Here is a 15965-nt window from a genome sequence, read left to right as displayed (position 1 = left end):
GCCGTCGACGTGACCTATCACGCTGTCACGGACGAGGATTCGGACGTGATGCCCATCGGTGCGCCGGTGTGGAACACCTCGGTGTACGTGCTCGATTCCCGACTGCATCCCACTCCCGTCGGTGTCGCAGGTGAGCTCTATCTCGCTGGTACGCAGCTGGCTCGCGGGTACGTGGGACGCTCGGACCTGACCGCGGATCGCTTCGTGGCCCATCCGTTCGCACCGGCCGGGCGACGCCTCTATCGCACCGGCGACGTCGTGCGGTGGAACCGCAACGGCGAGCTGGAATACGTGGGTCGGTCGGATTTCCAGGTGAAGCTGCGCGGCCTGCGCATCGAACTCGGCGAGATCGAATCTGCATTGCTGGCGCAACGGTCGATCTCCCAGGCGGTCGTGGTGGTCCGCAACGAGCAACTCGTCGGGTACGTCGTACCGTCCGGCGCCTCGGTGGAAACCGGAGCCGTCCTCGGTGCGCTGCGGTCTCGACTCGCGGAGTACATGGTGCCGTCGACGCTGATCGTGCTCGAGGAGTTTCCGCTCGGCGCGAGTGGAAAGCTCGACCGCAAGGCCCTGCCCGATCCCGCTTTCGAGGTGACCGAGTACCGGGAACCGACCAACGACATCGAACGCACCGTCGCCGAGGTCTTCGCCCAGGTCCTCGGAGTCGAGCGTGTCGGTCTCGACGACGACTTCTTCGAGCTCGGTGGAAACTCCCTCATCGCAACGCAACTGGTGTCGCGACTGGGCGTCGCGATGGACACCCGAATCGCGGTACGAGAGCTGTTCGACACCTCCACGGTGGCCGATCTGGCCGCGCGGTTGGGCACACTGGTCGCCACCGGAAGCCGCCCGCCGCTGGTTCCTCAGCAACGGCCGCAACACATTCCGTTGTCGCTGGCGCAGCAGCGCATGTGGTTCCTCAACAAGTTCGACGTCGAGTCCGCGGCCAACAACATCCCGATCGCCGTGCGACTGTCCGGCCTGCTGGACCGTCGCGCCATGCAGATTGCGGTCGCGGACGTCGTCGCTCGGCAGCAGTCCCTGCGCACGGTGTTCCCGGAGACCGACGGAACCGCCCATCAGGTCATCGTCGACGCAGCCTCGGCCACACCGGATCTGACGCCCATCGACATCGCCGCCCACGACGTCGCGGACGCGTTGCGAGAACTGGCGACGACCGGATTCGACCTGTCGAAGGACCTGCCCTTCCGGACCAGACTCTTCGAGGTCAGCCCCACCGAGCACCTGTTGGTGTTCGTCGTCCACCACATCGCGGCCGACGGGTTCTCACTGGGCCCGCTCACCCGAGACGTGATGAACGCGTACGCGGCTCGTTCGCTGAACCAGGAGCCCTTCTGGTCTCCTCTGCCGATCGACTATGCCGATTACAGCCTCTGGCAGCGCGAAGTACTCGGTTCCGAGGACGACCCGCAGTCGGTCGTCGCGCAGCAGATCGACTACTGGACAACCGCTCTGGCCGGCCTGCCGGATCAGCTCGACGTGCCGTCCGATCGCCCGAGGCCTGTCGTGGCGTCGAACAGTGGTGCGCTCGTGCGGTTCTCCATCGACGAGGATCTGCACCGCGCATTGATCGATGCCGCCAGAGCAGAGAACGCCTCACTGTTCATGGTGGTGCACACCTCGCTGGCCGTACTGCTGTCACGGTTGTCCGGCGAAGCCGACATCGCGATCGGCACCCCGGTCGCCGGTCGTGGTGAAGCAGCCCTCGACGACTTGATCGGCATGTTCGTCAACACCCTGGTGCTGCGCACCGAGATCGACACGTCGCGGCGATTCGACCAGGTGCTCGCCGACACCCGCGAGACCGACCTGTCGGCTCTCGCCCACGTCGACGTACCGTTCGAGCGCCTGGTCGAAATCCTCAACCCCGCCCGATCCACGGCTCGTCATCCCCTCGTGCAGGTGGTGCTCGCGTTCCAGAACCTGGGACAGAAAGATCTCGAACTGCCGGGACTGTCGGTCTCCGGTGTCGACTTCGAGACGCTGGTCGCGCTGTTCGATCTGCAGTTCACGTTCGTCGAATCGATCGGACCCAGCGGTGCTCCGCAGGGCATGACCGTCGACGTCACGTACGCCACCGATCTCTTCGACGAAGCCACGGTCGTCACGCTCGGCGAGCGCCTGATCACAGTTCTCGAAGCCGTCGCAGGCAACCTCTCGACCGTGGTCGGCGACATCGAACTGCTCGAGCCCGTCGAACGCAGGCGAGTGCTGGTCGACTGGAACGACACCGAGCACGAGATCGACCGCGCCCAGACGTTGGCCTCGCTCGCCGGCCTGGTCGAATCGTCCTCGGCTGCACTGGTTTTCGGAGACGAAACGCTCACCTACGGCGAATTCCAGGAACGGGTCGCTCGTCTGGCGCGGTTCCTGATCGCCCGCGGTGTCGGACCCGAGAGCGCAGTGGGCATCGCTGCCCGCCGCTCGGTGGAACTGCTCGTCGGAATTCACGCAATCGTCGCCGCCGGTGGTGCGTACGTACCGATCGATCCGGACCAGCCGGCCGAGCGGATCGCACACATTCTCGGAACCGCGGCACCGGTCTGCGTGCTGACCACATCACGAGACGCGGTGGAGGCCGACGGCGTCGAGGTCATCGATATCGACACCCTCGATCTGTCCGGTTTCTCCGATACCCCGATCACCGACGCGGACCGAATCAGTGCGCTGACACCGTCGAACACCGCCTACGTCATCTTCACGTCGGGCTCGACCGGGCAGCCCAAGGGCGTGGCCGTCACGCACGAGGCGATCGTCAACCGCCTGCTGTGGATGCAGTCGGAGTACGAGCTCGCCGCCGACGACGTCGTACTGCAGAAGACCCCCGTCACGTTCGACGTCTCGGTCTGGGAACTGTTCTGGCCGTTGCAGATCGGTGCCACCTTGGTCATCGCGAAGCCCGACGGCCATCGTGACCCCCAGTACCTGCTCGAGACGATCGAGGCGCAGTCGGTCACCACCGCACACTTCGTACCCTCGCTGCTCGAGGTCTTCGTTTCCGTCGTGGCAGCGGCACCGTCGCCTGCGGCCACCTCTCTGCGGACTCTGTTCGCTTCCGGAGAGGCGCTGCCCGCCGAGGTCGGCGATCGGCTCCGACGCGTCCTGCCGGGCGTGGCGCTGCACAACCTCTACGGTCCAACCGAGGCTGCGGTCGACGTCACCTATCACGCAGTGACGGAGGCGGACGTCGACCTCGTTCCGATCGGTGTCCCGGTGTGGAACACCAGGACGTATGTCCTCGACGCCCGACTGTCTCCGGTCGCTCCCGGTGTGGCGGGTGAGCTGTACCTCGCTGGAATTCAACTGGCCCGCGGCTATCTCGGACGAACGGACCTGACGGCCGATCGATTCCTTCCCGACCCGTTCGGAGAACCGGGTACGCGCATGTACCGCACCGGTGACCTGGTGCGCTGGCGTGCAGTGTCCTCCGGTTCGGGACGGTTGGAGTACCTGGGCCGCACCGACTTCCAGGTCAAGCTGCGGGGACTGCGCATCGAACTCGGCGAGATCGAGACCGTGTTGCGCAAGCACCCGTCCGTGGAATCCGTCGTCGTTCTGGTTCGGCAGACCGCTGCAGCGGGCGACCAGCTGGTCGCCTACGTCGTACCTGCGGTCGGCGGGACCGTCGACGTCGCCGAGCTGACCGACTTCGCGTCGCGCTCGCTCGCGAGCTACATGGTCCCGGCCGCGACCGTCGTGCTCGACGCGCTGCCGCTGACGCCCAACGGCAAGCTCGATCGTCGCGCTCTACCGGAGCCGAACATCGAGCAGCGCGCCTTCCGTGCGCCGTCCACCACATCGGAAATTGTTGTGGCAGAAGTGTTCCGAGATGTTCTCGGGATCGACGTCGTCGGTGCCGACGACGAGTTCTTCGCCCTCGGCGGCAACTCCCTCGTCGCCACGAGAGTGGCGTCGAGAATCGGTGCGGCACTCGACACCACCGTGACCGTTCGGACGATCTTCGAGGCCTCGACCGTGTCCGCCCTGGCGGCCAAGCTCGACGAGCTCTCGGGTTCGGGCCGCCGCATTCCTCTGGTGCGCACCGACCTGCCGGACCTGGTACCGCTCTCGCTCGCGCAGCGCCGGATGTGGTTCCTCAACCGGTTCGACCCCGAATCCGCGACGGAGAACCTCCCCGTCGCCATCGAGCTCAGCGGCGATCTCGACATCTCCGCTCTGCGCGCGGCAGTGGCCGACGTGGTCGAGCGACACGAGTCCTTGCGAACGGTGTACCCGGAGGTCGACGGCGTCGCCTCTCAGGTGATCGTTCCGGCGGAACAGGTGACGCCGGATCTGGTGCCGACTGCGACCACCACGGCCGAACTGCCGGCGGCGCTGGCGGCGCTGGCCATGGGCGGGTTCGACGTCACTGCGGCGCCGCCGTTGCGTGCTGCGTTGTTCGAGCTGGAGTCGGACCGCCACGTTCTGGCGTTCGTCACCCACCACATCGCGGCAGACGGCTTCTCGATCGGCCCCATGACTCGGGATCTGATGGTCGCGTACGCCGCCCGTAGCGCGGGCACCGAGCCCGGTTGGGCTCCGCTCGCCGTCCGCTACGTCGACTACACGCTCTGGCAGCAGGCCGTTCTCGGTTCCGAGGACGATCCGACGTCACCGGTCTCGAACCAGATTCGGCACTGGACTCGTGCTCTGTCCGCGCTGCCGGACGAGATCACCTTCCCCGGCGATCGCGTCCGCCCGGACCGGTCGTCGTATCGCGGCGGCAACATCACGCTCGCCCTCGACGCCGACACACACGGCCGCCTCGGCGACGTGGCCCGTGCCAACCAGAGCTCGCTGTTCATGGTGTTGCACTCCTCGCTCGCCGTGCTGCTGTCGCGGTTGTCCGGTGAGACCGACATCGCGATCGGTACTCCGGTCGCAGGGCGCGGTGAGGCGGCCCTCGACGACGTCATCGGAATGTTCGTCAACACGCTGGTCCTGCGGACCGAAATCGATCACGGCGGCGCGTTCACCGAGCTGCTGGCTCGGGCACGCGAGAGCGACCTGTCGGCGTTCGCCCACGCCGAGGTGCCGTTCGAGCGGCTCGTCGAGGTACTCGACCCACCGCGGTCGGCGGCTCGTCACCCGCTCGTCCAGGTGATGCTCACCGTGCAGAACATGGAGCAGACCGAGCTCGAACTCCCCGGCCTGAACGTGCGCGCAGTCGACCTCGACGTCGAGACGGCCAAGTTCGACGTTCAGTTCACCTTCACCGAGAACCACGTCGACGGCGGCATGACCATCGACGTCACTTTCGCCCGCGATCTGTACGACGACAGCACGGCGCGTGCAATCGGTGAACGCCTGATCCGCGTCCTCGAGTCCGTGGCCGGCGATCCGGGGCAGCGAATCGGCGACGTCCCGGTGATGGACGAAGCCGAGCGCGGCCGAGTGCTCGCGCTCGCCCAGGACGCGCCTGCCGTCGCCGATTCGCTCGACACGATCGTCGACCTCTTCGCCGCTCGGGTGGCCGAGGACCCCGACGCGCCCGCGGTGGTGTTCGAGGGTGCCTCCACGAGTTACCGCGAGATCGACGAATCCTCGACTGCGCTGGCGAGAATTCTCGCCGCCCAGGGGGTCGGGCCGGAGTCGCTGGTGGCCGTCGTGCTGCCGCGCACCGCCGATCTCGTCGTGGCACTGCTCGCGGTGCTCAAAGCCGGTGGTGCCTACGTCCCGATCGATCCGTCCTACCCGGCGGACCGTATCGAGTTCGTCCTCACCGATTCTCGTCCGGTCGTTGTCCTGACGTGGACCGGTGTGGAGGTAGCGCTTCCCGCAGCGCTCCCCAGGATCGATATCGACACCGCCTCGACCCAGAGCGACGTGTCGGCAGTCGATCCGATTCCGGCGACCGCGGCTGCGACGGCGTACGTCATCTACACCTCGGGCTCGACGGGCAAGCCCAAGGGCGTGCTGATCCCGCATCGCAACGTGGTCCGGCTGTTGGCGAACACACAGCGGCACTTCGGTTTCGGTCGCGACGACGTGTGGACGCTGTTCCACTCGTTCGCGTTCGACTTCTCGGTGTGGGAACTGTGGGGCCCGCTCACCACCGGCGGTAGCGTCGTGGTGGTCGACTACTTCACCTCCAGGTCGCCGGAAGCATTGCGGGAGTTGCTCGTTCGTGAGCGCGTCACCGTTCTCAACCAAACTCCGTCCGCGTTCTACCAGCTCGATCAGGTCGATCGCACCGCAGGCTCGGCAGGCGACTATTCGTTGCGGTACATCGTGTTCGGTGGCGAGGCGCTGGAGCTGCGACGACTGGCCGGATGGTTCGAGCGTCACGGCGACGACTACCCGCAACTGGTCAACATGTACGGCATCACCGAAACCACGGTCCACGTCTCGCACCGTGTCGTGGACGCGCGGTCCGCGGCGCAGGCATCGGGATCCCTGGTGGGACGCGCCATCTCCGGGCTTTCGGTGTACGTGCTGGACTCGCGGCTGTCGCTGGTACCGGCAGGCGTGCCGGGGGAGATGTACGTCTCCGGTGGTCAGGTCGCGCGCGGGTATCTCGGTCGAGCCGGGTTGAGCGCGACGAGGTTCGTCGCAGATCCCTTCGCAGACGACGGATCGGTGCTGTACCGCACCGGCGACGTGGCACGGTGGTCGACCGACGGAGAACTCGAGTTCGTCGGTCGTGCCGACGACCAGGTCAAGATTCGCGGTTTCCGAATCGAGCTGGGCGAGGTCGAATCCGCCGTTGCGTCCGCTCCTGCCGTCGGGCAGGCAGCGGTGATCGTGCGCGAGGACACCCCTGGTGCCGCACGCTTGGTTGCCTACGTCGTGCCCGCGGCCGAGTCGACCATCGACATCGACGTCGTCAGGGCAGCGGTCGGGGAGAACCTTCCCGAGTACATGGTGCCCTCGGCCTTCGTGGTCCTCGACTCGATTCCGTTGACCGCCAACGGAAAGCTGGATCGACGAGCCCTGCCCGAGCCGGCTGCGCGCACTCGTGAGTTCCGGCCACCGACCACTCCGGTGGAGAACATGGTCGCCGACGTCTTCGCCGACGTTCTCGGCGTCGACCGGGTCGGTCTCGACGACGACTTCTTCGAACTCGGCGGCAATTCGCTGGTGGCCACCCAGGTGGTGTCCAGGCTGGGTGCTGCAGCGGACACGACGGTTCCCGTCCGCGCATTGTTCGAGGCATCGACGGTCGCGGCTCTGGCAGTGCGGGTCGAACAGGGTTCGGGCGCAGGTGCGCGGCCGGCGCTGGTGGCATCGACGCGGCCGAGCCGAGTGCCGCTCTCGCTCGCACAACAGCGGATGTGGTTCCTCAACCGCTTCGATTCCGAGTCCACGGCGTACAACATCCCGTTCGCGCTTCGGCTCAGCGGACGTCTCGACGTCGACGCGTTGCAGCGTGCCGTCTCCGACGTGATCGAGCGTCACGAGACCCTGCGATCGGTGTACCCGGACTCACCCGAGGGCCCGCACCAGGTGATCCTGCCGATGTCGGAGGTGCCGACCACACTCGAGGTGATCGACACCGACGCGGAGTCGGTGACCGCTCGGGTTCTGGAGCTACTGTCGGCGACGTTCGACGTCACGACCCGGGTGCCGCTGAAGACTGCGCTCTTCCGAGTCTCGGACACCGAATTCGTACTCGGCATGGTCATCCACCACATCAGTGCCGACGGTCTGTCGGTGATGCCGTTGTCCACCGACGTCATGACCGCCTATGCCGCACGCACCCGCGGCTCCGATCCGGCGTGGGCACCCCTGCCGGTGCAGTACGCCGATTACGCGCTGTGGCAGCGCCAGGTTCTCGGGTCCGAGGAGGACTCGGAATCGATTGCTGCGCAGCAGGTTCGGTACTGGGAAAGTGCTCTGGCCGAGCTGCCCGAGCAGATCGAACTACCGCTCGATCGTCCGCGTCCCGCCGAGCAGACCTTCCGAGGCGGCCGCGTCGATTTCCGGATCGACGCAGCCGCGCACGCTCGACTCACCGAACTGGCACGTGCACACAACGCGACGGTGTTCATGGCGGTGCACGCGGCGTTCGCCGTGCTGCTCTCGCGCATGTCGGGATCGCCGGACATCGTCGTCGGAACCCCCATCGCGGGTCGCGGTGAAGCGGACATCGAAAATCTCGTCGGCATGTTCGTGAACACGTTGGTGCTGCGGCTCGACGTGGCGGGCGAAGCGAGCTTCGAGGACCTTCTCGACGCGGCTCGAGAGACCGATCTGCAGGCGTTCGCCAACTCCGACATACCGTTCGAGCGGCTCGTCGAGGTCGTCAACCCCACCCGGTCGACGGCGCGTCACCCGCTGTTCCAGGTCGGCTTCTCGTTCCAGAACTTCGCCCGCCGAGAATTCGAGCTCGACGGACTGGAAATCTCGGCACTGGACACCGAGACCGGAACGTCGCAGTTCGACCTGCACCTGATCGTCTCCGACGCCCCGCGCGAAGACGAGGCCCCGCACGACGGCGAGGCACCGGGCGGCTTCGATGCGTTGTTGACCTACGCAACCGATCTGTTCGACGAGCGCACCGCTCGCTCGCTCGTCGCCCGGTTCGAGGCCGTTCTCGACGCCGTCGCGGAGTCGCCGTCGACCCCGGTCGGCGATCTCGATCTGTTCCTCGACGGTGAGCTACCCGCCATCGTCGACGAGTGGAACGACACCGACCGTGACTTCGATTCCGCAGGCGGCACCACGCTCGCCGATCTGTTCGTGGACTCGGCAGCGCGTAGCGGTGACGCCGTTGCACTCGTGCACGACGACGGCACGCTGACGTACGGCGAGTTCTCCGAGCGGGTGTCGCGTCTGGCCCGTCACCTGATCGGTTTGGGTGTCGGACCCGAAGTGCCGGTGGGACTTGCCATTCGGCGCTCGGTGGATCTGCTCGTCGGCATGTACGCCATCTCCGTGGCCGGCGGTGCCTATGTGCCGATCGATCCGGACCAGCCGGCCGAGCGCAACGCGCTGGTGTTGGAGACCGCGGCTCCGCTGTGCGTATTGACATCCGGGGCCGTCGGCGCGGAGATCTCCTCTGCAGCAACGGTCGTCGATCTGACGCAGCTCGATCTCGCGAGCTTCTCGCCCGCGCCGGTGGCGACCACCGAGCGCCGCGGCGTGCTGTCTGCCGACAACACGGCCTACGTCATCTTCACGTCCGGCTCCACCGGGCGGCCCAAGGGCGTTGCAGTGTCGCACGGTGCCGTCGTCAACCAGTTGAACTGGCTGCGCGCGGAGTACGGCCTCGACGAGACCGATGTGTCTCTGCTCAAGACCGCAGCGACCTTCGACCTGTCGGTGTGGGAGTTCTGGTCGCAGCTGACTTCGGGAGGGCGACTCGTCGTCGCGAACCCGGAGGGGCATCGCGATCCCGATTACCTGCTCACGCTGATCCGTCGGCACGCGGTGACGACGCTGCATCTGGTGCCGTCGATGCTGTCGATGCTCGGCACCGTTGCCGCGGGCGAGCTGTCACCCGATCTGCGACGCGTCCTGGCCATCGGTGAAGCACTCCCCGCAGCGGTGGCGCAGGATTTCCGGCGGCACAACGGTTCCGCCGAGCTGCACAACCTCTACGGTCCGACAGAGGCAGCGGTGTCGGTGACCTCGCACCCGGTCACCGATGCCGACACCGTCGCCGTGCCGATCGGCGTGCCCGAGGCCAACACTGCCGTGTTCGTGCTGGACTCCCGCCTTCATCCGGTTCCGGCCGGAGTCACCGGAGAGCTCTACCTCGCCGGTGCGCAACTGGCACGAGGATATTTCGGGCGAGCAGACCTCACCGCCGAACGATTCGTGGCGAATCCGTTCGACGCGAACGGAACGCGGATGTATCGCACGGGCGACCTCGTGCGCTGGCGGGTTCCGCTCGTCGACGGCGCACCCGCAGCGGCCCGCCTCGACTACATCGAGCGTGCCGACTTCCAGGTCAAGATTCGCGGATTCCGCATCGAACTGGGTGAGATCGAGGCAGCCCTGCGCACTCAGGCAGCGGTCGCCGACACCGCCGTCGTCGTGCACACCGGCAGTTCGATGGGGGACCAGCTGGTCGCCTACGTCGTCGGACAGTCCGGGGCAGTACTCGACGTGGTGAGTGTCGAAGCCGAACTCGCGCGCGCCGTGCCGTCGTACATGGTTCCGGCAGCGTTCGTCGTCCTCGATGCCCTCCCGCTCAACGCCAACGGCAAACTGGATCGACGGGCCCTTCCGGCACCGCAGTTCGAGGTTGCCGAGTTCCGCGCCCCGGTCACTCCGATCGAGGAGATCGTCGCGTCCACCGTGGCGGAACTGCTCGGTCTCGACCGCGCCGGACTCGATGACGACTTCTTCGCGCTCGGTGGAAACTCGTTGGTCGCAACGCAATTGGTCTCGAGATTGGGCCAGGCACTCGACGCCCAGATTCCGGTGCGAGCAGTGTTCGCGGCGTCCACCGTCGCAGGCTTGGCCGCCCACATCGCCCCGCTGGTCGGTGGCGGTGCGCGCCGAGAACTGACCGTTCGTGAGCGACCCGATCTGCTTCCGCTCTCGATCGCTCAGGAAAGAATGTGGACGATCAACCGGATCGACCCCGGTTCCTCCGCATACAACATTCCTGTCGCGGTCCGGTTGACCGGCGCACTCGACATCGACTCCCTGCGCGGGGCGTTCGACGACGTTCTGGGACGCCACGAGATTCTGCGGACGGCGTACCCCGATTCGGTGGACGGGCCGGTGCAGCAGATCGGTTCTGTCGCCGAGGTAGGAGTCGATCTGTCGCCCGAGCGGGTGGAACCGGACGCGGTCATCTCCCGACTGACCGAGACCCTCGGTGCCGGGTTCGACGTCACGAAGTCGGTTCCGGTGCGGGCTGCGTTGCTGCAGGTCGCCGAGAACGAGCACGTACTGGCCGTGGTGGCACACCACATCGCCGCCGACGGCTTCTCGATGGGACCGCTCATCCGGGATGTCATGGTGGCCTACACCGCTCGGGTTGCGGGGGAGATGCCGCCGTGGTCGCCGCTGCCGGTCCAGTACGCCGATTTCGCGCTGTGGCAGCGTGAGGTTCTCGGCAGCGAGAGCGATCCCGAGAGTCCGCTCGCGAAGCAACTGGCGTACTGGACGACCGAGTTGGCCGGAGCACCGGAACAGTTGGCGCTCCCGCTGGATCGGCCGCGACCGCCTCGCCCGACGATGCAGGGTGCCTCGTACGAGTTCTCGTTCGGCACCGACATCGCGTCGGCGATCGAGAAGATCGCTCGCGAACACTCTGCGACGACATTCATGGTGGTGCACAGTGCCTTCGCCGTGCTGCTGTCGAGGCTCAGCAATTCCTCCGACATCAGTATCGGCACACCCACTGCAGGTCGCGGTGAACAGCAACTCGACGAGCTCGTCGGCATGTTCGTCAACACGCTCGTGTTGCGAACCCGACTCGATCAGAGCGGCACGTTCGTCGAGCTGCTGCAGCAGGCCAAGGACAAGGATCTCGCGGCGTTCGGCCACGCGGACGTCCCCTTCGAGCGGCTCGTCGACGCACTGGGCCGGGCGCGGTCGAGTGCCTACACTCCGCTGTTCCAGGCGATGCTGACGTTCCAGAACCACGTGACCGGAACGTTCGAGCTACCGGGTCTACAGGTGCAGGCCTTGCCCGCTGGCGACGACCAAGCCAAGTTCGATCTGCAGCTGACCGCCGTCGAAAGGTTCGACGACACCGGGGCACTACGCGACATCGAGGCGACGTTCACCTACGCGACGTCGATCCTCGACGAGTCGTCGATCGCGACGTTCGCAGATCGGTTGCTGCGGATTCTGAACGCCGTCGTCTCGGATCCGGATGTGGTGCTGCGGTCCATCGACATCCTCTCCGACGAGGAGAAGGCGGAGTTCGCACCGCGAGCCAAGCCCAAGACGGTGGACGATCTGCCCGAACTGGTTGCCCAGGCAGCAACCGTCGCACCCGATGCAGTGGCCATCGAACACGAATCGACGACGGTCGATTTCGCTGCTCTACACGCCAAACTGGCACAGATGTCGGCAACGATGGGCTCTGCGATGAAGCCGCAGGCTCTGGTGACGGTCACGCTGTCGGCACTGATTCCGGGTATCTTGCCCGCCCTCGGTGCGGAGGGGCTGACGACCGCTCTGGCATCGTTGATCGAACGGGCGGAGTCGGTGATCGCGTCGTCGTGACGAATGCCGAGTTCGCCGGTTGTGCACGTGGATCGATCAGGAGGAAAAGTTAGATGGCGGTAGGACGTCGAAGCGATGCAGCTCTGACGGTCGAGGACCTTCCGCGCTTGGTTCGGAGCGTCGCGGCGGTCGAACCCGACCGCGTAGCTCTCACACACCTCGGTACGGAACTGACCTACGCCCGCCTGGACGAGGAGATCACCACCCTCGATGCGGCCATGGGGGGCGTCCTCGGCCCCGACGCGCTCGTCCCGGTCGTTTTGTCCAACACGCTCGCGGGCCTCATCGAGGCCACCGAGGGTGGTCTGGACTCGGTCGTGTCGACCGTCGTCGCGGATGCAGTGTCCGTTCTCGGCGATGACGATTCGACGTCGAGTTCGGCCGATCCCGAAGCCGCCACGCTGTACACGCTGTTCGCCGATCAGGCCGAGCGCACCCCGGACGCAGCTGCCCTCGTCTTCGGCGACGAGACGCGCACCTACGCCGAGTTCGCCGCGTCGGTCGAGCGTCTCGCCCGGGTACTGATCGCACAGGGAGTGGGCCCCGATTCGGCGGTGGGACTGTCGATCCGCCGATCGTTCGATCTGCTGGTGGGCATGTACGCAATCTCCGCAGCAGGCGGAGCCTACGTTCCGCTGGACCCGGATCATCCGGTCGATCGACTCGGGTACGTTCTCGACACCGCGAACCCGGTCCTGGTCCTGACGACCACGAACGACATGCCGCAGTTGCCCGCGGGCACCGTCACCGTTCTCGTCGACGACGTCGACCTGACCGATGTGCCGGAAGGGCGGATCACAAACGCGGACCGAGTTGCGGCCCTGACCGAGGACGACCTCGCCTACGTCATCTTCACCTCCGGTTCGACGGGACGTCCGAAGGGTGTGGCGGTGAGCCACCGGGCCATCGTCGCCAACATCTCCTGGCGTCAGCGCGAATATGCGATGAGCGCTGCCGACGTCGTGTTGCAGAAGACACCGTTCACGTTCGACGTATCGGTGTGGGAGTTCTTCTGGCCGTTGCAGATCGGTGCGACGCTCGTGATCGCCGAGCCCGAGGGCCACCGCGACCCCGCCTACCTCGCCCGCGTCATCGGCGAGCGCAGCGTGAGTGTGACGCACTTCGTGCCGTCCATGCTCTCGGTGTACGTCGCTGAACCCACTGCTGCCCAGGCTGATTCGCTCCGAATGGTGTTCGCCTCCGGTGAGGCGCTCCCGGCGCGCACCGTCAACGCGTTCCACTCGATCTCGAACGCGGAACTGCACAACCTCTATGGTCCCACCGAAGCGGCCGTCGACGTCACGTACTACCGAACCCAGCAGGTGGAAGAAGCCTCGGTCCCCATCGGTGCTGCCGTCGACGACACCGATCTGTACGTGCTCGACGAAGGACTGCGGCGATCGCCCCGTGGAGTCGAGGGTGAGCTCTATCTGGCGGGCGTGCAGCTCGCTCGCGGATACCTCGGACGCACCGACCTGACCGCCGACCGGTTCGTGGCCGACCCGTTCGGTGAGCCGGGCGACCGCATGTACCGCACCGGCGACCTGGTGCGCCGACGCGCCGACGGCCTCATCGAGTACATCGGGCGCACCGACTTCCAGGTCAAGCTACGCGGCCTACGCATCGAGCTGGGCGAAATCGAATCGGCTCTGCTCGCCGAGCCCGAGGTGACTCAGGCGGCTGTGCTGCTCCATTCGTCCGAGCAGTCGGAACAGTCGGAACAGCAGCTCGTCGGATACGTCGTCAGCACCGATACCGACATCGATCACGACGGCCTCGCGGACGCGGTGCGACGGCGTATGCCCGAGTACATGGTGCCGTCGGTGTTCGTCGTCCTGGACGAGTTTCCGCTGAACGCGAGCGGCAAACTCGACCGAAAAGCACTGCCTGCGCCCGATTTCGCATCGCAGGTGCAGGAGTACCGCGCTCCGAGCACCGAGACCGAGATCGCGTTGGTGTCGATCTTCGAGACCGTTCTCGGTATCGAGCGCGTCGGTGTCGACGACGACTTCTTCGCACTCGGCGGCAACTCTCTCAACGCCACCCGCGTGATCGCACGGGTCAACGCCGAACGAGGCTCGGCCGTCGACGTCCGCGCATTCTTCGACGCCCCGACCGTTGCCGAACTCGCTGCTGCCGTGGACGCGTCGGATTCGACCGGCCACCGTATTCCGTTGACGGCGCAGCCGGATCACGACCACGTCCCTCTGTCGCTGGCTCAGCAGCGCATGTGGTTCCTCAACAGATTCGAGCCCGAATCTGCAGTGAACAACATCCCGGTGGCACTGACCCTGTCCGGGGCGCTCGACCTCACGGCGCTGCGTGCCGCGCTCGCCGACGTTCTCGATCGGCACGAATCGCTGCGCACCGTGTTCCCGGACCGCGACGGTGTCGGCTACCAGCACGTACTCCGATCCGATTCGGCAACAGTCGAATTGGAGATCTCGGCTGCGGAGGAAGCGGCGCTTCCCGCCACCCTGCTCGAGTTCGCTCTGCGCCCGTTCGACCTGTCGGTTCAGCTGCCCTTCCGGACCTTGCTGCTCGCGTTGTCGGACACCGAGCACGTGCTCGCGTTCGTTGTCCATCACATCGCCGCCGACGGGTTCTCCATGGGTCCGCTCACACGCGACGTGGTGACGGCCTACGTTGCCCGCTCGAACGGGCAGGCCCCGCAGTGGACTCCGCTCGAGGTGCAGTACGCCGACTTCACGCTGTGGCAGAGAAAGGTTCTCGGCAACGAGGACGATCCCGAGTCGGTGCTCTCGGCTCAGCAGGAGTACTGGCGCGGACGCCTCGGCGGAGCGCCCGATCAACTGGAACTGCCCACCGACCGGCCACGTCCTGCCGTCGCCTCGACCCGAGGTGGAACGTACAAGTTCGAGATCGATCCAGATCTGGTTCTCGCCCTCGAGAAGCTCGGCCGCGCACACGGCGCGACGACCTTCATGGTCGTGCACGCCGCACTGGCGACTCTGCTCGCCAAACTGTCTTCCAGCGAGGACATCTCGATCGGCACACCTGTGGCCGGACGTGGTGACGCAGTCCTCGACAACGTCATCGGAATGTTCGTCAACACCCTGGTTCTGCGCACCGCCGTCGAACCGGACGCGACGTTCGAAGACTTCCTGCGTGAGGTGAGGGGCGTCGACCTCGCGGCGTTCTCGCACGCCGACGTACCGTTCGAGAAGCTAGTCGACGCGTTGGCTCCGGCGCGGTCGCAGGCCCGGCATCCACTCTTTCAGGTGATGCTCACGTTCCAGAATCTCGATCAGACCTCGGTGGAGATCCCGGGTCTTCGCGTTGCCGCACTCGACTACGAGGCGGATCTGGCGAAGTTCGACCTGCAGGTGACGTTGTGGAATTCGATTGCCGCAGAAGGTGAGCCGTCGGGTCTCACCGTGGCACTGACCTATGCCGCCGACCTCTTCGACGAATCCACGATGGCCGAATTCGGTCGGCGGTTCGAGCGGATCCTCACTGCGGTCACCGACTCGCCCACGGCGGTGATCGGTGACATCCACCTGCTCGACCCGGCCGAGCGTAATTCTGTTCTCGCACTCGGTGCCGGAGCGGTGTCCGAGATCGAGTCGGGTACAACGCTGGTCGATCTGTTCGATCGTCAGGTGGCCGAGACTCCTGATGCGCAGGCGTTGGTGTTCGAGGGTGAGCGGTTGTCGTATGCGGAGTTCGCGGCGCGAGCCAATCGCCTTGCGAGGCATCTGGTGTCGGTCGGGGTGGGGCCTGATTCGCTGGTGGGGCTTGCGATCGGGCGAAGTCTGGATCTGTTCGTGGGTATGTATGCGATCGTG

General features: G+C 66.2%; 2 protein-coding genes. Both read left to right on the top strand.

Annotation, left to right across the window (positions count from 1 at the left end):
* Positions 1–9 precede the first annotated feature (9 nt).
* The gene (locus AB0366_RS26715; RefSeq protein ID WP_366246594.1) at positions 10–12156 is read left to right on the top strand and encodes an amino acid adenylation domain-containing protein; all 12147 of its coding nucleotides are present in this window, start codon (positions 10–12) and stop codon (positions 12154–12156) included.
* Positions 12157–12209: 53 nt separating this feature from the next.
* A partial coding sequence (locus AB0366_RS26710; protein ID WP_366246593.1) for an amino acid adenylation domain-containing protein occupies positions 12210–15965 on the top strand: 3756 nt, incomplete at its 3' end.

Source organism: Rhodococcus sp. NPDC076796 (genome assembly GCF_040702765.1).
Lineage (GTDB): Bacteria > Actinomycetota > Actinomycetes > Mycobacteriales > Mycobacteriaceae > Rhodococcoides.
The sequence above is the reverse complement of the archived record's forward strand: the minus strand, read 5'-3'. Positions and strand labels throughout refer to the sequence as shown.